This window comes from Sphingomonas kyeonggiensis (assembly GCF_014204495.1).
GTDB classification, from domain to species: domain Bacteria; phylum Pseudomonadota; class Alphaproteobacteria; order Sphingomonadales; family Sphingomonadaceae; genus Sphingomonas; species Sphingomonas kyeonggiensis_A.
The window spans coordinates 31,514-55,022 of sequence record NZ_JACHLN010000005.1 but is presented as its reverse complement, the minus strand read 5'-3'; the positions used below and the strand labels follow the sequence as shown (position 1 = coordinate 55,022).

The following is a 23,509-nucleotide window of genomic DNA, read 5'->3' as shown; positions in this document are numbered from 1 at the left end:
CATAGTCTTCTTTCTCGAAAGGTGACGGCCAGAGCCTTGGAGGGGGATGCCCTGGCCGCCACCTTCCGGCACGTCAGAAGCTTGCCCAGTCTCCGGCAGCCGAAGCACCCGCGAGCATGGGGGTGCGGCTACGGGGGGCAAGGATCGGACGTGTGCGGGGGCTGGTCCGCGGGGCTCGCGTCTCTCGCGACGCGGGCCCGGTGTCGGCCCCGAGGTTGAACTTCTCGGCCTGTTCGCTCAGCGCCGTGACTTCGACGCTGAGATTTCGAGCGGCTGCGGAGGTCTCTTCGACCATGGCAGCATTCTGCTGGGTGGACTGGTCCATCGTGCCAACCGCCACGGAGATCTGAGTGATCGCCGTCGATTGCGCCTGGTTGTCATTGGCCATCTGGCCGAGCAGCGCGTGGACTTCGCCGACGTCACTGGAGATATCCGCCAGCGCGCCGTCGACCTTCTGGACCATCTCGACCGCTGCGACGATGTCGGTTCGTGTGGCGGTAAGCTGCTCGCGTGCCCGTCCGGCTTCCTCCTCAGCCCGCATGGCGAGGGCAGAGACGAGGTCGGCGACGACTGCGAAGCCGCGCCCGGCTTCGCCGGCGCGGCCGGCCTCGACCGCGGCGTTCATCGCAAGCACGCGAGTCTGGAACGCGATCTTGTCCAGGCCCTCAATGACGTCGTCGATGCCCTTGGCGCTCTCGCTGACGCGGTTCATCGCCTCTACAGCCTCGTCGGCGATGCCGCGGCCACCGGTCACGGTGGTGATGGCGCCATCAGCACGCGCGACCGTCCGCTCGGCGGCTTCGGCCGTTGCCTTGAGACGACCATCGATCTGCGCGATGGCAGCCGAGGTCTCCTCGAGGCTCGCGGCGTTAGCTTCGGTGCGGCGTGCCAGGTCCTCAGATGCCTGCGCGATCTCGCCCGATCCGGTCCGAATGGTTGCCGTGCTCTCCATTAACGCGCCGATCAGGCCGCGTAGGGAGCCGAGCGCCGCGTTGAAGTTGTACTTGAGTTCGGCATAGCCGCTCGGGAAGTCGCGGGTGATTTCGCACGCCAAGTCCCCTTCGCTCAGTGCACTCAGGCCATCGCGCAGCGAGCTGGTGACGACTTCCTGCTCAGCGGCAGCCCGAGCGTCCGTCTCTGCACGCGAGACGGCTGCTATGCGGAACTGCTCGACCGCCTGCGCGACTTCGCCGAGTTCGTCCGCACGCGCGCGGTGCGGCACCACCGCCTCGCCGCCTTCGGCCAGCGTCTTTGTCGCCTTCGACAGTTCGGCCATTGGAGTGGAGACGGTCTTACCAATCAGACGCCAGATCGCGAACAGCATCGCCATGCCGAAGGCGGCCAATGCCAGGACGGCAGCGAAGACCTTTGCCGAGAAGGCTTGCCCCTTCTCATTGTTGACCTTGGCGCGGGCCTGATGGGCGGCAACCAGGTCCACCGCGCTGCCGAGGGCGGTCTCCGAAGCACGACGTCCCTCACCCTTGATGAGGGGCAGTTCTGCGCCCGCACCTTGGCGGTGAAGCTCGAAGATGCGCGCGTTCACTTGCTCAAGGGCGGTGATGTTGCGCTTGAGAGCATCCAGCTTGGGTGAGAGCTCTCCAGCAAGCGGCGCGTAGTGTCCGAGCGCGTCGGCTATATCCCGCTTGTTCTTTTCGAAGCGATCCTGGTAGCTGCGCTCCTCTTGTGGGCTAGTTGCGCTCGTCTGCGACCAGATGATGATCCGGTGCTCACGCAGCGCTGAGGTGAGCCGGCCAAGCGCCTCGGTCCCGCCGATGCCGCGTTCGACATGCCGGGTGGCGATAGCACCCAGCTCCCACATCGCGAAGATGCCTGCTGCGGTAACGCTCGCAAGGAGGAAGCCGATTACTGCGAAGGCGACCAGCATCTTCTTCGACAGCCGCCAGCTATTGAAAATCTCCACCATGATCAGCCCACCCCATGCCTTCTCACATAAGGCGCATCGCGCGCTCATTATGGTTTTATAGGTCAGGCGCATGCCGATGCATGCCGAGAGCCCCAATTAGTTCTAGGCTGAATGCTCACCTATCTTAAGCTTGCGATATACCGTCCGCTTCCTAGAGGAGGGATTGTCGCCTTGAACGACCGGGGTTGGGGCGGAAGCGCTCGGGCGGCTTTGGTCCCGCTCAGTCCTCGTCCTGCCACCGGCGCAAATCCGTCTGGTCATGATAGGCCATGCGATCGGGCGTAGTGATGAATTCCATCGTCGTGCCCCATGGCATGCGGCAGTAGCAGACCTTGTTTCCAGGGCCCTTCTCCGTTGCATAGGGAATGGCGCGCGGCGCGGTGAGCGGTGTGCCCCCCGCCTTCTCGAAGCGCTCGACCGATGCGTCGATATCGTCGGTGTAGAGCGCGAAGTGCGTGATGCCGAAGTCGCTCGCCCGGATCGGCTGGGCTTGTTCCGGCCCATGCATTTCGAACAGCTCGATGTCCGGCCCGGTCCCGATCTTCACCATAGCCTGACCACGGACGACCGTTCCAGGGAAAGCGCCGACCGCCCGCTCGAACTCCGGACCCTGCCGCGGCGGATCCTGGGGGCCGAAAGACTGGTAGATCACCTGGCCGCCAAAAGCCTCCACCAGGAACGACTTTGCTGCTTCGATATCGGGCACCGTGATGCCGATATGATTGACGCCGCGAATGACAGGTGCGGTCATGACAGTCTCCTTTGCTGTTGCTCGATCCATTGCGATCGCCGCCGGTGCGATTCGCCCGCGGCTTAGCGATCCGACCGGGCCTCGATTGCCCGGGCGCCGAATTTCAATCGGCCTTGAGGAACTCGATCAGGGCGGCGGCGACTTCAGCCGGCCGTTCGTCCGCGACATAGTGGCTGCATCGTGCGATCGAGCCGCCCGTCACATTGGTGGCGAACTCCTTGAGCATCGGCACCATCTGCGCACCGAAGCGCTGATCCCCACCGAGACCCAGCACCGGTATCTCGAGCGGTTGCTTCTTGTATTCGAGCGCGACCGCGTGGTCGGCGTCCAGGGTGCGGTACCATTCCATGCCGCCGCGGGTGCGGCCAGGGAGCGCCATCGCCTTGGCGTAGATCTCTACGTCTGCCGGATTGAAGGTGCTGTGATCGTAGAACCGCTCAGCCATGAAGGTCGAAATATAGTCATATTCACGGCCATGGATCAGGCGCTCGGGCAGATCCCGGTTCATGTGGAAGCTGAAGTGCCAGAGCCTCGCGGTCGTCGCCTCCCATTTGGTCCAGCCGGGAAGCGGAACGTCGAGGACGGCCAAGTGAGTGACCGCTTCCCGATAGATGGCCGCCTGCGGCAAGGCGACCATTCCGCCGATATCATGTCCGCACACGGCGTAATGTTCATGCCCGAGGGCAGTCATGACTTCGTGAGCGTCGCGCGCCATGGTCGCCTTGTCATAGCCGTCCAGCGGACAGTCGGAAAAGCCCGCGCCCCGCAGATCGATCGCCACCACGCTGAAATGCTCGGCAAGGAGCGGCATCACCTTGTGCCATTCCCACCAGGTTTCCGGCCAGCCGTGAAGTAGCAGGACCGCCGGGCCGGAACCTCCCGTGACGGCGTTGATCTTGATGCCATTCACCGGCACCAACTGCTGGGTAAACCCGTTCAAAGCTGCGATCATCATCGCTTCCAATCCGATGGGGACGTTCAAACAGATGCCTTGACCAGCGCTCAGGGCTGGTCGAAATCCGTGGCGATCGAGATGTCGCGCCAGGCGTCGATATCGCTGCGGAAGGCAGCCAGCTTTCGCTCGGCGATCGCATGCGCGACCGGGCCGAGCGGCAGATGCAGGGGAGCATCATCGGCATCGACCGCCTGCAGGATCACCGCGATGGCCTTGTCGGGGTCCCCCGCCTGATTGCCGTCGTTGGTCTCGCGGTAGTGCTTGCGCGAACTCGCGGCGTATTCCGGCATCTCGTTGGCGGCGATCGTGATCGAACGGCCAAGGAAATCGGTGCGAAACGGGCCAGGCTCGACGATCAGCACGCGAATGCCGAACGGCGCCAGCTCGCCGGCGAGCGCCTCGGAAATCCCTTCCACGGCAAACTTGGCCGCGTTGTAATATCCGCCGCCGCCGCCGCCCGCGATTCCCGCGCCCGACGACATGTTGACGATCGTTCCACCGGAGCGTCGCAGGAAAGGCAGAGCAGCTCTGGTCGTCTCGATCAGACCGAAGACGTTCACCTCGAACATCGGCCGATATTCCTCTGGCGTACCTTCCTCGATGGCGCCGAACAGTCCGTAGCCGGCATTGTTCACGAGCACGTCGAACCCGCCAAAGGTCTCGACCGCCTTTGCGACCGCTGCCTGCGCTGCCGCCGCATCGGTCACGTCGAGCGGCAAGGTGATCATGCGGCCGCCGAAAGGCTCGGCCATTTTCTCGATCGTCGAGACGTCGCGGGCCGTCGCAACCACGCGATCGCCGCGCTGTGCCGCAGCGCGCGCCAGCCGCTGGCCGAAGCCGCTCGAGCAACCCGTAATGAGCCATGTTTTCACAACCTATTCCTCCAAACCGCGTTCAGACGAGGGCTGGAATCTAGGTGTTTAGATTTGTTCTTGAACTGACATATCTGTATTCTCGGCGTTCATTTTTGTGTGGGCGGCCGCGATGGAATGGAGTGACGTCAGGATCTTTCTCGCGGTTGCGCGATCCGGCACGCTTGGCGGCGCGGCCCGTTCGATTCAGACAAGCCATCCGACCGTCGGCAGGCGCCTTCGTGCACTCGAGCAAGCGATCGGTCACACGCTCTTCCAGCGTACAGCGGACGGTCTGGTTCTGACCGAAGAGGGCCATGGGATCATCGCGCTGGCCGAGCAAATGGAAGAAGGCGCGCTGGCCATGGAGCGCCGGCTTGCGGGGCAGGAGCAGAACCTCAAAGGCAGTCTGCGCATTTCGTCAGCGGACTGGTTTGGGGCCTATGTCCTCCCTCCTGTCCTGGCGGATTTTTCGAAAGCCTACCCCAATGTCGATGTCGAGATCCTGACCGGCACACGCCTGTTCAACCTTGCGCAGCGCGAGGCCGACATCGCATTCCGCATCGTTCCATTCGACACCGCCGATGTCGTTCAGCGGCGGCTCTTCCGGCTCGAATACGGTGTCTATATCGCCGAGGAGGCCGCTGATCCCAAATATGGCGACGGGGCCGGTTTCCGGCTGATCACCCATGACACCTCCACGGGCCATTTCCCCGATATCGCGTGGCTCACCGAGAGCTTTCCCAACGCGAGAGCGGTCCTGCGATCGAACAACCGCAACGTCCAGGCACGCATGTGCAGGCAGGGCGTCGGCATCGCGGTCCTGCCCCGCTTGGTCGGCGACCAGATCCCGGGTATTCGCAGACTGGAGCCGCCGAAGCCGCCGCCGGCGCGAGACATTTGGATGGGGTACCACCGGGACCTACGGCGTCTTGAACGTCTCCGCGCATTCATCTCGACGGTATCCGACCATCTCGCGAACGCGACCGCATGACGGCGCCGTCAATCCGGTGCGCGGACGTCTTTCGTCCGACCCGACAGCAGCAACCGGAACATGCCACCAGCGGCACCGCTCCAATTCTTCTCGATCGGCGAGACAAGTCGACCGCCGAGGCAGGCCTCCGATCATGGCCCGCGCGCCCAAAGAGAAAGGCCGGCGCGGCGCCGGCCTGAAAGTATTGGGAGAGGATGCCTGAAAGGCAGTTTCTTGTGCAATGCAGCGATAGCGTTCGCAAGTGCAAAAAGTACAAGGAGACTGAACCTCTATCTAATGGTGATCGACTTGCGTGCGACCAGTCCGTCCCGAGGCAACGCCCACGGCAATCAAGGGTCAAAAATTTGGTTTTACAGGATTATTCCGGAACGACCCTTTCGTGAACGTGGCCCATGGACGCCGACGATTCCACGGACGCAAAGGCCAGCTCAATTTCGATCAAGCTTTGACATCACCATCATTCCGCTGATCATCGTTGCGGACGAAGGAGAGGGATTGCCATGTTCAACCGCCGTGAAGCGCTGCTGGCAGGATTGGCTACGAGCTTGCTTGGTACGGAAGCACGTGCAGCACGGCAGGACGGCACCTGGCCCGCATATCCGGCCGAGGAGATCGACCTCTGGCCCGGCACGCCGCCTGGCGCGCCCGCCGCCCTGCCGGTCGAGCAGGTGATCGAGACCGGGACGGAGGAGCGCCATGGCCGGATGGTCAAGGGCATCGCCCGTCCCCGCATGAAAGTGTTCCGACCTTCCAGGCCGAATGGCGCAGCTCTGCTGGTGACGCCCGGCGGCGGCTACTCGGTGATCATGATCGACGTCGAAGGCTATCAGATCGGGCCCTGGCTCGCCGAACGCGGCTGGACGGTCTTCGTCCTCTATTATCGCCTGCCGGGCGAGGGCTGGTCGAACCGCGCGGATGTGCCGCTGGCCGACGCGCAACGCGCCATGCGACTGATCCGTTCGCGTGCGGCGGTGTATGGCTTCGATCCCGAAAAGGTCGGAGCGATGGGCTTTTCCGCGGGCGGTCACGTCTGCGGCGACCTCGCCACCCGATATGACGTGAAGGTCTATGATCCGATCGACGCCGCCGACCGGCTGAGCGCGCGGCCGGCGATCGCTGCCCCCATCTACGCCGTCCAGTCCATGCATGCCCCGCTCGCCCATGGCGGGTCGCGCGACATGTTGTTGGGGCAGAACCCCACACCCGAGACGCAGCGCGCGCGCAGCCCCGCTCATAACGTCTCCGCCGGCACGCCGCCGGTGTTCATGGCCCATGCCGAGGACGATACGGTGGTGTCGGTCGAGAATAGCATCGAGATGCGTGCCGCTCTGAAGGCGGCGGGCGTCCAGGTGGAGACGCACCTGTTCACTTCTGGCCAACATGGCCTCGGCCTGCCGGGCCCGGCTGGAGAGCCGGCACGGCATTGGAAGGATATGTTCGTCACCTGGGCAAAGGCCCAGGGGCTCGGCTGAGAGTCAGACGGGAATGTCATCCGCAGAGCGCTGCCGCGTGCCTGAATATGTTGTAGCGGAGCGCGCCTGAACCACTGCCTTGTGCACGAAGCTGCCGATATCGGCGGCACGGCCTCGCGGTTCCGGCCCGGTCTCGGCCGGCATCGTCGCGACGCCGCCCAAGGTCTCGGCAGGCTCGCCGACCGTGCAGAGGCCCGATCGCGCCAGCAACCCGCCCGGCACGACCGGCATCATGCCGGCCCCGCATGTCGCATCCTCTCCCTTGCGTCGCCCTCCCGACATGCGTCGCGCTCATACCATATCATGACGCGCGAGAACGCTCGGCACCGCGCTCGGGCGGCGAGGACGGCATGACAGAGGCCGCGCGCCGGCGCCCAGCGGGCGGCGGTGCGCGGCGAAATTTCGGAGCCCAGGCGGGCGGCGGCCAGGCCGCCACTCGCCCTTCGATTCAGGCAACCAGCCGGTCGAGATCGCGCTCGGATGCGTCCTCGCCCGCCGGTGCGGCGGGCTCCCGCTCTGTCTCCGTCGGGCCTCCGGCGCCGGTCGGCGCCAGCCCCTCGGACGCGGGCGCTCCGCCATCGCCATCGACCCCGCCCACGACCGGCTGGGGCGCGAACGACGCGGCGACCCGCTCCCAGTTGCGCACCGCATTGGCGCCGCCGCGCGCAGTATAATGGGCAGGCGGGAACGCCAGCCAACGCGGCGCCCAGTCCTTAGCCTTGGTCCGGCCATTGGCGCCCGACAGGCAATCGCGCAGCAGGGCGCGCAGCACCGCGATCTTCTCTCCCGCATTGGCCTTGGCGACCTCCGCGCCGGCAACCTCGCCGATCATTTCGACCAGCACCTCGCGGTCCTTGAGCAGGTCGAGCAGGCAGTCGTCGGGCATGAAATGCGCCGCCGAACCCAGGCCGAGATGATGCCCGGCCGCTTCGACCACCGCGCTTCCCGACGCCATGCTCTCGGCCATCACCACCGCGAGGATCGCAAGGATTTGAGCATCGTCGAGCGCGAGCAGCCGCACGAAAATCGCGGCAGTGCCGCCCTCGCCCGCCCCGGCTATCGCCCCTTCGTCCTCGAACCCGAGCACGACGCGCGCCGCCTGTTGCCGCAGGGCGAACACGCCCGCCGCCTCACTCGCCGCGACGCTGGCGCGGATCGCGTCGTTCGCAGCGTGCGCTGGATCGGCGCTCATTCGGAACAGGTGCGAGCCCGAGATCGCATGGGCGAGCAGCAGGCGCAGCGCGACGGCGGGCCGGTCGATCAGCGCGGCGCGCACCGCCGCATGGCGGTGCAGGTCGACATAATTGCCGAGCGCGATGGTGAGTTCGGCACGCGCGGGCCGCTCGCCCGTTCCCGTTTCCTCGCCCTTGGCACGCTTGCGGGCTTCCTTGTAAGTCAGATAGCCTTCGTGGAACACGACCTCGCCGCGCGGGCTGAGCGCGATATAGACCCGCCCGCCCTTGCGCTTGGGGGTGCGCTGATGTTCGTAGCTGTTGAAGTGCTGGCCGGGCTCGAGCACGACCACCTCGCTCCAGCCATCGGCGAGATAGGCCTGCCGCTTCTCCTCGACCGCTACGCGCTGCGCCTCCCAGAACTGGCCGCTATCGGCAAAATAGCCCTGCCCCCCGAACAGGTCGGCGACGATGGTGCCGCGATAACCGGCAAGGTCGAACAGCGCATGCTCGGTCGAGATCGACTGGCCGCCGAACAGCCATTGGCGCAGCTGGTGCCCGGTCGGTGCGTGGCACGCGGGGTCGGCGAGGATCGCCAGCCATTCGCGCTGCTGTGCCTTGGTCGCCATGGTCAGGAACCGGACGCTCGCCACGTCGATCTTCTCGGCGCGGTACAGGTCGCGGATGCGCGGCATGAGGTTGCCGAGCGCGAGGATCTGGGCGACCTGCCGTTCCGAAAACCCGAAGGTCGCGGCCAGTTCGTCGGGGGTTCGGCCTTCGCGGACCAGCTTGGTGAAGCTCGCCCAAAGCTCGGCCTCGTGCGGGTTCTCGCGCGCGAAATTCTCGATGAGCGAGGCCTCCAGCGCGGCGGCATCGTCGCCCCGCGCGATCACGGTGCAAGGTAGTTCGCACGCCGCGCCCGTCTCTTCGGCGAGGGTCCTCGCGGCAAAATAGCGGCGGCGCCCCGCGACGATCTCGAAGAGGTCGGGCGCCTCCGCATCGGGCGCCTCCGCCAAGGGCCGCACGATCAGCGGGACGAGCACGCCGCGCGCGCACACCGAAGGCAGGATATCGGCGATGTCGGGCGGCTTCTTGCCGTCGCGCATGTTGACGGCGGCAATGCGGAGCTTGCCGAGCGGGATATGAGTCAGTTCCATGGGTCCATCCTTCCGTGGTGGACCGGCCCCGTCGCCAGTTCCGGGGAGACGGAGCCGGGCTTGCGCGCCGAAACGGGCGCGCGCGTCAACCGCCTCGTGGCGGAAGCTCGGGATCGTCTCGGCGGCGCTGGCGAAGCGCAGCGGCGGCGCGTTCCAGCGCCTGCGGGCTTTCGGTGATGCTGCCGCTCTGGCGGGCGGCCTCGGCGTAGACCGAGAGTGGGAACCCACCCTCGAAATGACGGTCGCGCTCGATGCCCAGCCCGAAGGGCAAGCGAACCGCGCCGATTTCATGCAGGCTGAAACTGCCCAGCTCGGGACAGCCGAACCCCAGATCGGCCAAGCCGAACAAGGTATCGCCGTCCATGTCCAGCTCGGTCGCCAGCCAGGTCGCAGGTCCCAGCGGGTTGAACAATTTGAGCAGCGGCACCGGATCGGCGGGCCGCTCGGCACCACTGGCGAGCAGCGCAGCGCGAAGCGCATCGGGCAGGACGATCATGCCGCAAACTCCACCGGTGTCGGCGCCCTGGCGGCTTCGATGGCCTGTCCGTCCGACCTGGCCCTGTCACGATCCCCCCTGCCTCTGGTCGCCATCGTCCGCCTCCCTGTCCTCAAAGCACACCGCACCCCGGAAGCGGGGTGGGCGGCGACAGCGACGAGAGAGGCCCGCTCCAGGCGGACGGAGGCACCCGAAGGGCCGGAACGAAGTGGAGGACCGGCGCGCAGCGCCGGTTGCCGCCGCCCGCGGCGGGCCTAGACGGGAGCGCCGACCATCCCGCTTCCGGGAGCGACACGAACAACGCCGCCGCGCCGGCGGCGCCCGCATCTCCCGGGCGGCGCAGCCGCCCAACAAAGGCGGGCCCACCGGCAGAGCGGGCGGATCAGCGGCGTCGAACCGGGCTTCGAGCGACGGACGGGCGCCAGGTCGTCCGCGCCGAAACCGGGCGCGCCGCCCGTCCGCGTCGCCGGAGTGCCGCGGGGCCGCGATCAAGCACCGCACCCTGTCCGGTGCGCAGCACCGGCAGTGTGCGTACTCAGCCCCGCTCCGCTTCTTGCCGGGCGTTGCCGGGCTTGGCCCCGCTGAAGGGGTAGGCCGAAACCAAAGGGTTCGGCGTCAGGGGAAGGCCTTCCCCTCTTCGAATTATTCGACCAAGGATCGGCCCACCGGGAAGATCAGAATACCCATCTGAAAGCGAGACCGGCTGCTAGCCCGCTCGTCATTCCGCCCATCCGAATATCTAGAGATAATCAATCGATGTCCGGGCCCTCGCGAACGATCATGTAGGCGCGTCTGGAACGCCCAGCCGCTCGTCGAGCCAGCGCGTGAATCTGGCCCAGCCGCTCTTGAGGAGATCGTCGCTCGCCAGGATCTTGAGCTCGGCGTCGCGCATCCGCGCGATCCCCGATCTCAGACCTGCTCCAGCCAGGGTGAGGCGGCGAATATGCTCACGATCGACTTCCCGTCGATTTCCTGGAAATTGCCGCCGGTCAGTAGAGTCCGAAGGCGATGTATGCGGATGAGGTTGCCGTCATCGGACGGGCACCCCGAAGGACCGATCGACGAAGACCCGGACATGGGCATCAGCGTGCTGCGCATCGCGATCAAACAAAGCGATCGCGAGGAATAAGGCCGGCATCCCGTTCGACAATGCGGCGAGCAGCAGCCCTCGCAGCGACAAGCTCCGACGGATTGACAATCCGCTAGCTGTCTAGCATTTTAGCTAGATGGCTAGCAGAATAATCGAAGATCATCATGGGGCAGCTGGAGCATGGGCGAAGCGCTGTTATTTCGCGGCGCGCGCGGCGATGGAAGCCATGCTGCGGCCATCCGGGCTGGGATCGACGCAGTGGTATATTCTCCACCAGCTCGTCCATCATGGTCCCACCATGCAGCGCGATCTGGGGCGGCTTCTCCAGATCGAGCGCTCAACGCTGACGGTCATTGTCAGGGCACTTGTTCGCAAGGGATGGGTTGAGCAGGTTATCGACGAGGCGGACCAGCGTCGCAAGTTGTTGCGCATGACGGTTACCGGCATGGAGCTGTGGGACACCCTTCCGGAGCTTTCCACAGTCATTAATGAGACTGCCTTTGGCGGTGTCAGCGACGCCGATATCGAAGCCGCCGTACGTGTGCTGCGTCTCGCAACGGAACGGCTGGACGCCTTCACAAAGAGGGAACGCATCCCATGACTATCCTGATCACCGGTTCCACCGGGCTTGTAGGCTCGCGTCTTCTTCAGCGCCTTCTCGAAGCAGGTTATGATTGCCGGGCGATGGTTCGTGGCGGAAGACCGAAGCCCGCCGGCGCGCATGCGGTAGAAGGCGACCTGTTCGATACCGAGTCGCTTGCCCGGGCGGTAGAGGGCGTGACCGCGATCATCCACCTGGCTGCGGTGTTTCGCACAGGGGACGAGGCGCTGATCTGGAAGAGTAACTTCGATGGCGCGCGTAACCTGATGGCGGCGGCTAGCGCCCATGCGCCGCACGCCAGGTTCATCCTCGCCAGCACCAGCAACGTCTATGACAAGAGCCAGGCGCGACCAGGGTGCGAGAGCGATGCCGTCGCCCCGACACAGGCTTATCCGGCGAGCAAGGTGGCCGCAGAACGGGCGTTATGCGAAAGCGGACTGACCTGGACGGTGGTGCGGTTCCCGTTCGTCTACGGCGATGGCGATGGGCATCTCGAAGAGCTGCCCGCGCATCTACTGTCCGCGAATTGGCATCCCGCGATGCGGATGAGCACGATCCACCATCGCGATATCGCAACGGCGATGGCGCTGGCTCTCGACGGTAGATTCGACGGACATGTCGTCAACATTGCGGACGACGTCCCCGCATCGATGCTCGACCTGATTGCACTCAGCCGGGGCGAGATGACGGCATCAGCCCGGCCGCTGGCCGAGCCCTGGGCCATGCAGGTCGATACCGCGCTCGCGCGCAGTCTCGGTTTCCGGCCGACGGTCCGGACCGTCTTCCACGCGGCTGAGCAGCAGTTGCTCTGACGGCATGCAAGCGAGCAAGACTCAGCTGGTTGGAACCTGCTCGGACTTCCCCAGACCCGCCAAGGGCGCCTTCCCTACGCCGTCGGAAAGCTAAAGAGCGCCGCGCTGCCGGGCCCTATCCAGGAGCCGTCCAGGCAATTTAACGGCTGATCTCGGGTGCCGCACTGGGCGGCAGCGAACGGCAAGAAGTGGGCCGGGAACGGTCTGTCGGCTATTTGGTGCTTCGGCGGGTATAGCCGACATTTAATGTTAGCTTATCGGGTCGGCGGCTTTCGAACCAGTCAGGCGCAGTTAAACCGAGGCCCCTGAGAGCCAGCCACCCTCCGCTACGGTGCCTGTCCATAAGACGCGTAGTTCGCCGCAACCTGCGCTTCCATGCGCATGGCAGCGGCGAGGTCCGCCTCAGCCTCGGCCACGCGACCGAGGCGTTTGGCGGCGATTCCACGCCCATAAAGTGCGGACGCCATCTTGGCATCGCCCTTGACCGCCTTGTCGTAAAGCGCCCAGGCATCCTGCCATCGCTGCTGCTGAAGGGCGACCAGACCGGCGCTGTCATAGGTATTGGGTTCAGCCGCCAGAGCCAACGCATGGTCGCACTGTTCGCGGGCCTTGTCGAATTCGCGCTTGAGATAGGCGGCTCGGGTCCAGCATCCGGCGTTGAAGCCTACGGCGTATTTGGGCTCGCGCAATGTGAGCGCGTCATAGTCGCGCAACGCTTCTTCGTGCCGGCCCAGATCCTGATAGACGCGCGCACGGCCTTCCAAGGCGGCCGAAAGACCCGGGTCAGCAGCCAATGCCGCCGTGAAATCGTCGATTTGACCTTCGGCCGGTTGTTTGAGCGCGCCGCGGACGAGACCCCGACGGTAAAGGGTGAGCGCCCGCTCGGCCGTATCCGCCATCCCGAGTTCTATAGCCCGATCGAAGTCAGCAAGCGCGGGCGGCCATTGCTGGTCGCTGCCGTTCAATCGTGCACGGATCGAATAGGCATAGCCATTGCGGCTATCGAGCTTGATCGCCTTTTCCACCGCGGCACCGGCATTGGCCTTATCGGTGCGTCGAAGCAGCGCTTCGGCCAGTCTTGCCTGTACCATGCTGCGCCACTCGGGCGTGAGGCTCGAAACGCCGCGCGCCGCGTCCAGCTTGGCCATTGCCGGGTCCTGCGGGGTTTCGGCGATCTTCAGGGCGTTGGCGAAGTCGGCAGCCGCATCGGCAATCGCGTTGTGCCGCATAAAGGCCTGACCACGAACCGCTAGCGCGCGAGCCCGGGTTGCAGCGAGCACACCGAAATCCTCGGCCAGTAGTTCACGGCACGCCGAGACGTCCTCCTTGAGGCAACGCTCCTCGTAAATGCCGCGCACATAGTCCGACATACGACCTTGTGCGGCGGCGGTTCCGCTGGCCAGCAACGCGAAAACGATACAGACGGTCCTGATCATAAACCCAACCCCAAGCGAGCGCAGTCCGGCCGTCACTCTGCGTCAAAGCGGCCAGCGCACCTCAACAACTCTGATGCCCTGTTGCCGCGCTTCAGTGATCCGATTCTGGCGCGCCTGAGTGGCAACTGCCCGCCCATTATACCCGGAATCGCATCCCGGCCGCTTGGTGACACCCTGGTTCTTGCCGAGATAGTCGCCAAATTGCTGGAAGGACATGTCGGGGCCGCTCGGGACCGGATAGGGGTCCGAGACATAGACGGTCTTCATGTCGGGCCCATAGACATAGCAATAGCCGTGGTTGCCGCCCTGCGCGCCGGCCGGCAGTGCACCGACCAACAGCGGGAAGGCTGTGGCCGTGCCGATGATCATCTTCGCTCGCATTGCCATATTCTCCTTTGTCTTCGTCACCCGCCGCATGCGCGCCGGCGGCCTCAAAGCGCATGGCAGATTTCGGACACCTGCTTTGCCGCGGAGGCTAGGTCGGACATGCGGTCCTGTTCCTCGGGAACGTCCGATTGGTCGCGGTGGAGCGAAAGTCCGAGGCTATTCCGGACATCGCCCCCCGCCCGCTGGGTGCCGTTGAGGATTGCGCCCGACAGGTTGAGGAACGAATTGCCCGCGCTGGCGACGACCGTCTCCTGCCAGTTGACGAGGAAGGATCCGGTGGTGCCGTTCAGATCGACGACGATCTGGGTGACGCAGGGATCGTCCGCCGCCGCAATCACGGTGTGGGCACCGACCAGGCTGTTGCCGAAGTTCGACACGAACAGTTGTTTCGCCGACGCCGAGAAACCGTCCTGAGCCTCGAGCGCCGCAGCAGCTTTGCGGGCGAAGTCATAGCCGTCCGCGGCCGCTGCCCGTATCCATTTGCCGCCTTCAGCCGGATTACGGCCGGGCAGCGAGCGGTCATAGAGCAGCGTGCCATAGAGCATCTTGCTCTCTGCGATCCCGCCTTCCGCACCGATTTTGGCGTAGCGCAGTGCCCCCGCCAAGTCCTTCGCGGTGATCTCGCCGCGGAACAGCGCCTTGGCATATTCGCCCGCGGCGACGATCGACCCCGCATCGGCAGCCTGACGAATCAGCCGCAGATATTGCGCCGGATCAGGCGAGACGCCGGTGCCGTAGAAATAGTCGAGGCCGAGAACATGGATGCCGAGCGGCAAGCCCGTCGCCGCCGAGCGCTGGGCCCAGCGGAACGCCTCACTGTCGTTTCGAGGCACGCCGGATCCCGTCGCATAGGCGCCCGAGATCAGCGCCATGGCGCGCGGGTCGCCGTTTTGCGCGGCGGCAAGCACGGCGGGCGCAGAGCCGGGAAATCCTGCCAGGCGCCGCAGTTCGGGGCCGGCGAGCGTGCGCCACTGCAAATCCGTGATCCCCCACGCCGTGCCTGATTGCGGAGCCAGGGGGCCGGGGTTGGGGACCGCCGAGACCGGCGCGCCTGCGAGCAAGAAAAGGCCACCGGCAAGACCGGCGAGAAGAAGGCTGCGATGCTGTCGCATGATCAATGTCCTGCTGCCCCGTGCGCTCGGGCACGGGGCGGGGTTTTAGAATTCGGCTGGTCGGGACGCCTTAGTTGGCGCAGCTTCCGTGCTCATTCGCAACCGTGACCCAGCAGGACCAGCCGCCGGCATCCTGGGTGCAATTCTGCGGTGTGGCATGGGTGGTGATGCACGTGTGCTTCTCGGCTGCGACGACCCTGCCGCGGCGCTCGGCGTCGTCCATCGCCGAGGTGCGCGTCTCACCGCTTCCCCAGACGCGTTCGCCTGCATAGGCAGCGCTCGGTACTGCAATCGCGGCGAACGCGACGGCGATCAGAACGGGCTTGGTACGCATGCTCTTCCCTCCTCTTGCCGGGCGCCAGGTTCCCGCGTCCGGTTGATGAGGGAAATCTGCTGCGTCGCTGCGAATGCGCACATCCCTTTTTGTGGGGTATCGAGATCCCCCGTCGATTGGGCGTGCGCACCAGAGGCTAGTGCAACGAAATCTCGTGCAAGGCCCTGGCGACGCGACTTGGTTCGGCCAAAGCCAGCAATCGCCCCGCCCCTTCCGCGTGTACGAACCGCGCATCGGGCAGCACTGCCCGCCAATAGGCGCGCACATCAGCAGGATCGTGGAGCGTATCGTGCTCGCCGATTATCACCGACCAGCGGTGTGTATCCTCCCGTGGGGAGGGGCGCGCCGCGGTCGCCATCGCGATCTGTTCGTTGACATAGCCGGCTACCCTGCCCGCCGCGAACATCCGGACCGCGCGATAATAGTCGGTGACAACTTGCGGATCGCGCAACGCCTTCTGGTCGGGCGGGCTTCCGGCGAAGGAGCGCTCCATCATGCGCAGCAGCCGCTCCCGGGTGAGATGCGTCGATATGAGCCGCGCCATCATCGCGACGAGGCGCGGGTTGCGAAAATAGGCTTCTTTGACCGCGCCGAGCGGACCGGCGCGGCGACCCATCTCCTCGGTGTGCGGATCGGGATTGACCAGCACCACCCGGTCGAGCAGGCCGGGCGCGGCATCAGCGAGCGCCAGCACATGCTGCGCGCCGCCGCGCGCAACCACGTCCATCTTTGCGATGCCCAGTTTCCGGCAGACCCGCAGCACGTCGGGCACCGCCGCAGCGAACGGATCGTGCCTGCCCGGCTCGGTACCGGCAATGGGGTCGGACATGCCGAATCCCGGTCGATCTATCGCAATCGGTCGGCAACCCTCGGCCTGGAGCGCCTCGACCAGGCCGCGGCTGACCGGGCGCGAGGTCATGCTGCTATGGACGACCAGTACCGGCCTTCCCGAGGCGGGGCCATAGTCGCTCCAGGCGATCCTGCTGCCGTCCTCGCGCGGCAGCATCCGCAGCGGCTCGGCATGGTCGTGGGAAAGCGCGACATGCCCTCGGGTTGCGGCGGTGGTGCAGGAGAGTGCCTGCGCTTCCACCACCGTGCGCGCGAGCGCCGCGGCGCTGGAGACGCCGAGTCCGGCATAGATACGATCGAGTTCCTTCTTGGCCGCGGCGGCGGACATACCAAGGCGGCGCGCAGCCACCTCGCGGGGCAAGCCTTCGGCGATCAGTCCTGCGAGTGCGGCCTGACGCGACGAAAGCCCCCAGATATCCTCGAGCAAGGGCACACCGGGGCTCTGCGGGAGGACGCCGAAAGCCAAGGAGGCGAGGCTGGTGACGAGCGCAGGAAGGCGTTCCACACCAGCGCGCCGCATCGCCTCGGACAGGCTCTCCCGCGCGGTATCATAGGATATACCCAGTTGGGCCGCCGCCTGCTTGATCGTGCCGCAGCAGATCGTCGCTATCGCGACGCGTGTCTGGAGACCCGTCAGCCCGAAGGTCTCGCAAGCCGCCTTGAGCGGCGTTGCCCGGAGGCTTGTGATTGTCGCCAGTACCACGACATGGTCGCCGACGAGATCAAGGCGCGCTCGGATTTCCCGAGGAAGCACCCAGGAAGCGGCTTCGGCGGTGGTGCCATAGGCGAAGATCGCGGGATCGAATTGGCCGTCCGGCGCTTCAACCGCAACGGGTGCGACATGGCCCCGGCCAGTACGAAGCACCTGGCTGACGATCTCGAGGTCGATATGGCTTGCAGCGCCTTCGGCCGCGAACACGGTGCTGGCGATAACGACTTCGCCAGATGCATCGACAAGCGCGGCGGCCAGGCTGTCCGGGCGCAGCAGCGGATAGACCCGCATTTCCTCGGCCCCAAAATCCGCCTCGAGCGTTCGCTCAATGATGGCGGATCCACTGCGCACCGCCTCCATCATTGCCTCGGGCGTTTCAATCCAGTCCCGCAGCGCATCATGGAAGCGGCTCGCAGACGGGGCAGCATCTCGCCAAGCCTGGGCCGAGTTGCGGTCGTTCTGATCGTGCCCGGTGGACATAGGAACTCCGAAAATCTCGACAGTCGGCAAACGCCACGGATCACGGCAAAATTTTTAAACAAAGTCCATCCGCGAATGCCTGGTCGACACAATATCGCCGGCCGAAGTGTACCCTTACCGACGATCAGACGGATAATTCGTCCGCAAGGCATTCCGATGTAGGTGAGGAAGGCAGCGCTCAATCAGCGTTTCGCTTCGAAGTTTCCAGCCTCAAGGCGTCTTAGATGAATTGAAGTGTTTGCGACCATGCCCGCTTGCTCATGTCGGCCGAGGATGGCGGTCTTCATCGACCTAGAAATGTCGCTGGATTCCGTTGCTGGCGAACGGCGGCTTTCAAGATGGTCTGCGGACCGTTCGAAGGACCGTAATTGGGGCGCATAGCCGTCGGGCGAGGAAGCGGCCCATCTTGAGTGCGGATGGGCCGCTCAGTGTCAGATCTCTGTTCCCTCTGCCAGACCTCAATATCGACGCCGAGGTATCTGACAGTGTTCTCGATCTTCGTATGGCCCAGCAGGATCTGGATTGCGCGAAGGTTGCAGGTGGCCTTGCAGATAATCAAAGCCTTCGTGCGCCGGAGCAGTTTGTGCCATACTTAGCGCGGGCGAAGTCCGATCTCCTCGACCACTCATCCACAAGTCGAGCGTATTGGGCGCGTGATGAGGTGGCCGGCATGGTAAACGCGGCTCGGAAAAACATAGTCGTGGACCGTGCCACCGCGACCAAGACATATTGTCAGCAGTAGCAAGCGCCTGAGTTCAGGCGACGTCTACAGCATCCATTGTCCAAGCCGAGCGGTCTGCCAGATCGGCGATATGCGCGAGATAGTGCTGGAAGTGCGGCGTGGAGCGGTGCGCGTCGATCGCGGCATGATCTATGTAGAGTTCGTCAAGCACGAAGCGACCGGGCGCAGCGGGATCACACCAAAGGTCGTACCGCAAATTGCCCGGCTCGGCGCGGCTGGGCTCGATCAGACCGCCCAGCAATGCGCGCAGGGCTTCGGCCTTGCCCGGCCGGGCGGTGAGAACTGCGACGGTTTTGACGTGGCCTGTCACGTGCCTCGCTCCCTATGACGTCCACCGCGCGGTGTAGGCGGGAGAGGCTCGGACACTGCCCGAGCCTCCCGGGGAAGTCATTTTATTGCGGCTGCGGTCTTCTCGAGAAAGAGGGCGACGTCCCGCGGATGGGAAAGCATGACCGCGTGGCTGCTCTTGATCTCGACCAGATTCGCATTCGCGCGTGTCGCCATGAAGCGCTGCGTGACCGGTGAGACCATGCGATCGTCGGTCGTCAGCATGAAGCTGGCCGGCTTGTTCCTCCACGCTGCAACGGTGAGCTTGGGCTGTACCGCGCCGAGGCCCCATGGCACCTGCGCCGCCGCCATGAAGCGCGTGATCGCCGGGTCCACGTCCGGAGCGAACGAGGTCGGGAACTTCACCGGATCGACGATGATGAAGCCGTCGTTCGGCGGCAGCAGCGGCGGGCCGCTCTCGCCCGGCACCGCGCGCGTGGCGAGTTCGAACACCGACTCACCCACGTCGGGCGCAAAGGCAGCGATGTAGGCGAGGCTCTTCACCTTCGGATCGACACCCGCCTCGGTGATGACTGCACCCCCATAGGAATGGCCGACCAGCAGCACCGGCCGCGTCGCTCCGGCGATGACGCGCTTCGTCGCTGCGACGTCGCCTTCGAGGGTGATCGTCGGATTCTGGACGATCAGCACCTCATAGCCATCGCCCGTGAGGATGTCGTAGACGGCCTTCCAGCCCGACGCATCAACGAAGGCGCCGTGCACCAGCACGATCGTGACGGGCTTGGTCGGCGAAGCGGCTTCGGCCGCGGTAGTCGAAATGGTGGCAAGGGTCATGAGTATCCCCATCAAAAGGTGTTTCATCGAGTGTCTCCAGCTTCGAATGTACGGCCGCGCGTCGGCGACGTGTCCGGTCGGTGTCGCGGCTCATGCATCGACGGGCGCACGCACCAGCGCCGCGATAAGCGCCTTAGCGATCGGCTCATCCGAACGCGGGTTCTGCCCGGTGATCAGCTCGCGATCCTCGATCACATGCGGGGCGAAGTCGGGACCGGTATCCACCTCGGCTCCGGCGATGTTCAATGCCTCGGGCATGTGAAAGTAGAGCTTGCCGTGAAGAATATTATCTTCGATCGGCCGCTCCTCGCTCGATGAATAAACGGTCATCCTGTAGCCGGCATATTGCCACCCACGGGCAAGTTCGGCGGCTTTCGCATTGTCGCCGGCGATCAGCGCGGCGCGGAACTCGCGTGCGTGCGGCATCGCGGCGAGCGACGCCATGGGGCCGTGGCAGAGATAGGCAGTCGGCTTCTCGTGCGCGTGGAAATGGCGCAGGATCTCACCGAGCTCGCTGTCTTGCATCAGATCAACCACCGGTGCCTGGCCGCCGGGCGTGAAGAAGGCGAGATACTGGTCCAGCCCGCCGTCGATCACCGCGCGCAGCGTGATGACGGCGTTCATCGCCGGATGGCTGGCGAAGAAGTCCTGCGCTCGCTTGTGCGCGGCCTCGTCATTGCCGAAGTGCACCGCCTGATCGGACACCGGATCGATGAACGGCTTGCTGCCGTTGGGCGTCGCGAACACGATGTCGTAGCCAGCCTCGATCAACGCCATCACCGGCACGACCAGTTCGTTCAGATATTGGCCGGTTGGCCCGGTGCCGCCGCCCTGAATCTCGATCCGGGTGGCGTTGGAGCCGACCACGAGCACTTTTCCTCTGGACATGATCCTTCCTCCATTCGATCGATAGCGACGCAGGCCGGTCGGCGGAGGCCCATTTGGCGGTCCATCCTGCTGCGACGAACGACGGCATAACCCAGTACCGCGAGTCGGTCGGGTTAAACGGGGTAAAGATCTGCCGACGTCCTTTTTCGGTTTCCGAAGGGCGAGAGGCCTGTGATACCTTTCAGGGTGCGGCGACAGCGGGCTAGGGCCGCCCTAGCAAGGAGGTAGTCTCCTCGAGATGGTGGGCGGACGAGACCATATCGTGGGGTTCGGCCCGTTCCATCTCGACAGGATCCGCCGCAAGCTGTTTTGCGGGACCGAAGAGATCCGCATCGGCGGCCGCGGAATGGATATCCTGCTGGCGCTGGCCGAGCGGCAGGGCGAACTGGTCCCCAAGCGGGCCCTGATGCGGGCCGGATGGCCCGACACGTTCGTTCAGGACGCCAATCTCAAAGTCACGATCGCATATCTGCGTCGCGCGCTTCGCCGCTATGCTCCGACAAGCGAGTTCATCAATACGGTCGTCGGGCGCGGCTACTGGCTCAGCCCGGAAGATCCTGCGGGCGACCGTGACACGCTCGCCAATAGTGCGGTTGCCGGCGCGGCGCTGCCGGAAATCTTCGGCATCGTCGGACGCGAGGCGGAGATCGCTCGGCTCAAGGGCCTGCTCGCTGCAAACCGGCTCGTGACCATCGCCGGCGCCGGCGGCGTCGGCAAGACGACGCTTGCGGCAGCAGTGGCGCACGACATCGCAACCGGATCGGCGGAGGCGGTGACCTTTGTCGATCTTTCGCGCGTGACCGGCGAGGAATTCGTGGCTGCATCGCTGGCGGCGGCGCTTGGTGTGAGTTCGGGCGGCGACAGCCTCCAGGCCTTGTTCTCGATCCTCGCCCAGCAAAGGATGCTGCTCGTGCTCGATACGTGCGAGCATGTGCTGAGCGCCGTCTCGCACATCTGCCAGGTGTTGCTCGCACGAACCGCGCATCTGCGCATTCTGGCGACCAGCCGCGAGGTGCTGCACATCCGCTCCGAACGCGTGTTGTGGCTGGCGCCCCTCGCAGTGCCGCCCGACGACCATTTCGACGAGATCGCGTCCACCCTCCGCTACGCCGCCCCGCGACTGCTGGTAACCCGGGCGTCGGAGAGAAGCGGCTGGTTGCCGCAGGATGGCGATGCGCGGTCGCTCGTCCAGATCTGCCGCGAGCTGGACGGATCGCCATTGGCGATCGAGCTCGTCGCTCCCCGCGTCGCCGCGTGTGGCGCCGCGACCGCGCTGGCGGAACTCAACGACAATCTGTTGGCCCTCAGGCGGCAGGCCGGCGGAGGCCCACGCCGGCACCGGACACTGCTGGAAACCCTCAAGTGGAGCTACTCGCTGCTCACGGCGCAGGAAGCATCGACATTGCGGGCCTGTTCGGTCTTTGCCGGTCTGTTCGGGTCTGAAGCGGCCGTGGAGGTGGCGGCCGGCGCAGCCCTTTCACCGATCGAGATCATCGATGCGCTCGCCGGGCTTCGATCGAAATCGATGGTTGTTGTGGAGCATCGCGGCAGCGAACCCGGCTACCGTCTGCTCGACACCACCCGTGCCTTTGCCAGGGCCTTGCTCGACCGGCACGACGAAGCGGTCGTCGTTCATGCCGCGCACGCCCGCTGGGTTCTGAAGATGCTGGTCCGCGCCGCGGCGGACCAGGCCACAACATCGCCACGCAGCTGGCGCGCCTCGTACGTCATGCTGATGCACGACCTGCGCAAGGCGATCGAATGGACCCTGAACCGGTCGGCCGATCCGATGCTGGGAATCCGCCTGGTCGCGGCCGGCCAGCCATTGTGGCACGAACTGTCGCTCGGCAACGAAATCCGCGCCAATTGCGAACTCGCCCTATCGGAGATCCGGCGGCTCGGCGGCACCGACGCGTCGCTCGAACTGAAACTGGTGGTCGGGCTGGCCGCGGTCAGCACCTATCTCGCGACCGATCCCGATCAGGCCAGCGCGCTGTTCAAACGAGCCATCGCGCTGGCGCAAACGACCGGGGACCCGCAATCGGAATGCCGCGCCCTCGGCGCCTTCGCGACCTATGAACTGATGCGAGGTCGCGCGAACGAGGTCGCCGACGCACTCGCGTCGATGCGGATCGCCGCCCTGCGCGCGGGCCACCCCGCGGCGCGCTGGGAAGAAGAACAGCTGCGCGCGCAATATGAGATACGCATGTGCGACTTCGATGCCGGCTATTGCCGGGTCCAGCGTCTTTTCGAGGAAATGCGCGGAGAGGCCGAGCGGGCGGTACCGACATTCCAGATTCATCAGAAGATGAACGTCCAGATCCAGCTGGCCGCGCTCAGCTGGTTGACCGGGCGGTCGCGCGACGCGCTGCGCATCGCGGCAATGGCGGCGGCGGACGCGCAGCAGGTCGAGCACGGCCTGACGCTGGTCCATTGCCTTGCGCAGGGCGTCGTCTGGACGCTCGTCCAGTGCGGCGAATATGACACGGTGCTCCCGCATATCGGGACGCTGCGCCGCGCGATCTATCGCCACGGCATCGCGGCGTGGATTCCCGTGGCCGACACCTATGCCGCGGTGCTCGCCGCCTATCGCGGGGAGCAGCCCGATCCCGCACGGCTGCGAAGCGCGTTCTACGGCGTGCGCGCGGGCGTGGTCCAGATCCGGCACGATGCGCGTTATGCGATGATCGCGGATGCGATGATCGCGAACGGTCAGGCCGGCGACGCCGCCGAAGTCGCTCGGCACGTCCTTGACACGAGTTCCGACCCTTGGGGAAAGTCCGAGTTCCTTCGTCTGCTGGCTGCAGCCGAGCGATCGCAGGAACGCAACGGCAGAGCGCGGGAATTACTCGTCGCGGCATTCGAAGCGGCCAGAAAGAGCGGCTCGATTGCCTGGACGATGCGCGCGGCGATCGACCTGGCTTCGTTGCCCCAAGATCGCCTCGAGGCCCGAGACGCGCGAGCCGCGCTGGCGTCGATTTGTGAACGTTTTGCAGATGAATTCGAAACGCGAGATTTGCGCAAAGCCCGAAGCCTCCTCGCCGATTAGTCAGAATGAGCGGAAGGTCGGCTTACGGGCATCGCGCTGCCGACGTCGAATGACCGATGTTAGGGCGCATAGCTGTCTGACAGCTTACGCCGAAAGCGGTCCGCCCGCCTTTGGGCCGTTAGC

Annotated in this window: 21 protein-coding genes and 1 pseudogene; 6 read left to right on the top strand and 16 right to left on the bottom strand. The window is 65.2% G+C overall.

Going from position 1 to position 23,509, the window contains the following annotated elements:
• Positions 1–73: 73 nt before the first annotated feature.
• The 4 genes from HNP52_RS21915 to HNP52_RS21900 form a co-directional block, all read right to left on the bottom strand.
• On the bottom strand, positions 74–1,996 hold the full coding sequence (locus tag HNP52_RS21915) for a methyl-accepting chemotaxis protein (protein ID WP_260396324.1): 1,923 nt from the start codon (positions 1,994–1,996) through the stop codon (positions 74–76).
• A 148-nt stretch (positions 1,997–2,144) separates the two neighbouring features.
• A complete protein-coding gene (locus tag HNP52_RS21910; protein ID WP_184170865.1) occupies positions 2,145–2,675 on the bottom strand; it encodes a VOC family protein in 531 nt (176 codons plus the stop codon).
• A gap of 103 nt (positions 2,676–2,778) precedes the next feature.
• Positions 2,779–3,657 (bottom strand): alpha/beta fold hydrolase, encoded by an 879-nt coding sequence (locus HNP52_RS21905; protein ID WP_260396323.1) that lies wholly within the window; start codon positions 3,655–3,657, stop codon positions 2,779–2,781.
• Between the two features lie 20 nt (positions 3,658–3,677).
• A complete protein-coding gene (locus HNP52_RS21900; RefSeq protein WP_184170862.1) occupies positions 3,678–4,502 on the bottom strand; it encodes an oxidoreductase in 825 nt (274 codons plus the stop codon).
• A gap of 97 nt (positions 4,503–4,599) precedes the next feature.
• Between HNP52_RS21900 and HNP52_RS21895 the strand changes: the two genes are divergently transcribed.
• Both HNP52_RS21895 and HNP52_RS21890 read left to right on the top strand, forming a co-directional pair.
• Positions 4,600–5,475: a LysR family transcriptional regulator gene (locus HNP52_RS21895; protein WP_311768531.1), complete on the top strand. Its 876-nt coding sequence runs from the start codon at positions 4,600–4,602 to the stop codon at positions 5,473–5,475.
• 500 nt (positions 5,476–5,975) lie between these two features.
• On the top strand, positions 5,976–6,947 hold the full coding sequence (locus HNP52_RS21890) for an alpha/beta hydrolase (RefSeq protein ID WP_184170859.1): 972 nt from the start codon (positions 5,976–5,978) through the stop codon (positions 6,945–6,947).
• 3 nt (positions 6,948–6,950) lie between these two features.
• Here HNP52_RS21890 and HNP52_RS21885 read toward each other — a convergent pair whose 3' ends face one another.
• The 3 genes from HNP52_RS21885 to HNP52_RS21875 all read right to left on the bottom strand — a co-directional run bounded on the left by HNP52_RS21885 (position 6,951) and on the right by HNP52_RS21875 (position 9,772).
• The gene (locus tag HNP52_RS21885; protein ID WP_184170855.1) at positions 6,951–7,181 is read right to left on the bottom strand and encodes a hypothetical protein; all 231 of its coding nucleotides are present in this window, start codon (positions 7,179–7,181) and stop codon (positions 6,951–6,953) included.
• Between the two features lie 214 nt (positions 7,182–7,395).
• Positions 7,396–9,276, bottom strand: a complete 1,881-nt coding sequence (locus tag HNP52_RS21880) for a ParB/RepB/Spo0J family partition protein (RefSeq protein ID WP_184170852.1) — start codon at positions 9,274–9,276, stop codon at positions 7,396–7,398.
• Positions 9,277–9,361: 85 nt separating this feature from the next.
• Entirely contained in the window at positions 9,362–9,772 is a 411-nt protein-coding gene (locus tag HNP52_RS21875) for a DUF2958 domain-containing protein (protein WP_184170849.1), read from the bottom strand.
• Positions 9,773–10,715: 943 nt separating this feature from the next.
• Between HNP52_RS21875 and HNP52_RS21870 the strand changes: the two genes are divergently transcribed.
• From HNP52_RS21870 to HNP52_RS21860, 3 genes are all read left to right on the top strand, one after another.
• Positions 10,716–10,901 carry a hypothetical protein gene (locus HNP52_RS21870; protein WP_184170846.1) on the top strand — a complete coding sequence of 62 codons (186 nt, stop codon included), beginning with the start codon at positions 10,716–10,718 and terminating at the stop codon, positions 10,899–10,901.
• A gap of 97 nt (positions 10,902–10,998) precedes the next feature.
• On the top strand, positions 10,999–11,463 hold the full coding sequence (locus HNP52_RS21865) for a MarR family winged helix-turn-helix transcriptional regulator (protein ID WP_184170843.1): 465 nt from the start codon (positions 10,999–11,001) through the stop codon (positions 11,461–11,463).
• The gene (locus HNP52_RS21860; RefSeq protein WP_184170840.1) at positions 11,460–12,275 is read left to right on the top strand and encodes an NAD(P)-dependent oxidoreductase; all 816 of its coding nucleotides are present in this window, start codon (positions 11,460–11,462) and stop codon (positions 12,273–12,275) included. The genes HNP52_RS21865 and HNP52_RS21860 overlap by 4 nt, the downstream gene beginning before the upstream one ends.
• 326 nt (positions 12,276–12,601) lie before the next feature.
• Here the strand turns inward: HNP52_RS21860 and HNP52_RS21855 are convergent, their stop codons facing one another.
• The 9 genes and pseudogenes from HNP52_RS21855 to HNP52_RS21820 all read right to left on the bottom strand — a co-directional run bounded on the left by HNP52_RS21855 (position 12,602) and on the right by HNP52_RS21820 (position 20,337).
• Complete coding sequence (locus HNP52_RS21855; protein ID WP_184170837.1) at positions 12,602–13,711, bottom strand: tetratricopeptide repeat protein; 1,110 nt, start codon at positions 13,709–13,711, stop codon at positions 12,602–12,604.
• A gap of 42 nt (positions 13,712–13,753) precedes the next feature.
• Positions 13,754–14,092 carry a hypothetical protein gene (locus HNP52_RS21850; RefSeq protein ID WP_184170834.1) on the bottom strand — a complete coding sequence of 113 codons (339 nt, stop codon included), beginning with the start codon at positions 14,090–14,092 and terminating at the stop codon, positions 13,754–13,756.
• A gap of 50 nt (positions 14,093–14,142) precedes the next feature.
• Positions 14,143–15,075 (bottom strand): tetratricopeptide repeat protein, encoded by a 933-nt coding sequence (locus HNP52_RS21845; RefSeq protein ID WP_184170831.1) that lies wholly within the window; start codon positions 15,073–15,075, stop codon positions 14,143–14,145.
• Between the two features lie 205 nt (positions 15,076–15,280).
• The gene (locus HNP52_RS21840) at positions 15,281–15,544 is read right to left on the bottom strand and encodes a hypothetical protein (RefSeq protein WP_184170828.1); all 264 of its coding nucleotides are present in this window, start codon (positions 15,542–15,544) and stop codon (positions 15,281–15,283) included.
• Between the two features lie 136 nt (positions 15,545–15,680).
• Positions 15,681–17,585, bottom strand: a complete 1,905-nt coding sequence (locus HNP52_RS21835) for an alpha/beta fold hydrolase (RefSeq protein WP_184170825.1) — start codon at positions 17,583–17,585, stop codon at positions 15,681–15,683.
• A gap of 457 nt (positions 17,586–18,042) precedes the next feature.
• Positions 18,043–18,333 (bottom strand): annotated as a pseudogene (locus HNP52_RS23205) (tyrosine-type recombinase/integrase); the annotation flags it as partial.
• 7 nt (positions 18,334–18,340) lie between these two features.
• Positions 18,341–18,637, bottom strand: coding sequence for a putative quinol monooxygenase (locus tag HNP52_RS21830; protein WP_184170822.1), 297 nt, complete (start codon positions 18,635–18,637; stop codon positions 18,341–18,343).
• Between the two features lie 77 nt (positions 18,638–18,714).
• Positions 18,715–19,449, bottom strand: coding sequence for an alpha/beta hydrolase (locus HNP52_RS21825; protein WP_221416617.1), 735 nt, complete (start codon positions 19,447–19,449; stop codon positions 18,715–18,717).
• Between the two features lie 90 nt (positions 19,450–19,539).
• Positions 19,540–20,337: a type 1 glutamine amidotransferase domain-containing protein gene (locus HNP52_RS21820; protein ID WP_184170816.1), complete on the bottom strand. Its 798-nt coding sequence runs from the start codon at positions 20,335–20,337 to the stop codon at positions 19,540–19,542.
• 238 nt (positions 20,338–20,575) lie between these two features.
• Between HNP52_RS21820 and HNP52_RS21815 the strand changes: the two genes are divergently transcribed.
• A complete protein-coding gene (locus HNP52_RS21815) occupies positions 20,576–23,386 on the top strand; it encodes a winged helix-turn-helix domain-containing protein (protein WP_184170812.1) in 2,811 nt (936 codons plus the stop codon).
• Positions 23,387–23,509 lie beyond the last annotated feature (123 nt).

Coding starts and splice junctions, on each gene's coding strand:
- HNP52_RS21870 (WP_184170846.1), top strand. CDS start 10,716: ATGCTCACGATCGACTTCCCGTCGATTTCCTGGAAATTGCCGCCGGTC.
- HNP52_RS21835 (WP_184170825.1), bottom strand. CDS start 17,585: ATGTCCACCGGGCACGATCAGAACGACCGCAACTCGGCCCAGGCTTGG.
- HNP52_RS21855 (WP_184170837.1), bottom strand. CDS start 13,711: ATGATCAGGACCGTCTGTATCGTTTTCGCGTTGCTGGCCAGCGGAACC.
- HNP52_RS21885 (WP_184170855.1), bottom strand. CDS start 7,181: ATGATGCCGGTCGTGCCGGGCGGGTTGCTGGCGCGATCGGGCCTCTGC.
- HNP52_RS21860 (WP_184170840.1), top strand. CDS start 11,460: ATGACTATCCTGATCACCGGTTCCACCGGGCTTGTAGGCTCGCGTCTT.
- HNP52_RS21850 (WP_184170834.1), bottom strand. CDS start 14,092: ATGCGAGCGAAGATGATCATCGGCACGGCCACAGCCTTCCCGCTGTTG.
- HNP52_RS21890 (WP_184170859.1), top strand. CDS start 5,976: ATGTTCAACCGCCGTGAAGCGCTGCTGGCAGGATTGGCTACGAGCTTG.
- HNP52_RS21915 (WP_260396324.1), bottom strand. CDS start 1,996: ATGCGCCTGACCTATAAAACCATAATGAGCGCGCGATGCGCCTTATGT.
- HNP52_RS21815 (WP_184170812.1), top strand. CDS start 20,576: ATGGTGGGCGGACGAGACCATATCGTGGGGTTCGGCCCGTTCCATCTC.
- HNP52_RS21880 (WP_184170852.1), bottom strand. CDS start 9,276: ATGGAACTGACTCATATCCCGCTCGGCAAGCTCCGCATTGCCGCCGTC.
- HNP52_RS21910 (WP_184170865.1), bottom strand. CDS start 2,675: ATGACCGCACCTGTCATTCGCGGCGTCAATCATATCGGCATCACGGTG.
- HNP52_RS21825 (WP_221416617.1), bottom strand. CDS start 19,449: ATGACCCTTGCCACCATTTCGACTACCGCGGCCGAAGCCGCTTCGCCG.
- HNP52_RS21865 (WP_184170843.1), top strand. CDS start 10,999: ATGGCTAGCAGAATAATCGAAGATCATCATGGGGCAGCTGGAGCATGG.
- HNP52_RS21875 (WP_184170849.1), bottom strand. CDS start 9,772: ATGATCGTCCTGCCCGATGCGCTTCGCGCTGCGCTGCTCGCCAGTGGT.
- HNP52_RS21820 (WP_184170816.1), bottom strand. CDS start 20,337: ATGTCCAGAGGAAAAGTGCTCGTGGTCGGCTCCAACGCCACCCGGATC.
- HNP52_RS21840 (WP_184170828.1), bottom strand. CDS start 15,544: ATGCGTACCAAGCCCGTTCTGATCGCCGTCGCGTTCGCCGCGATTGCA.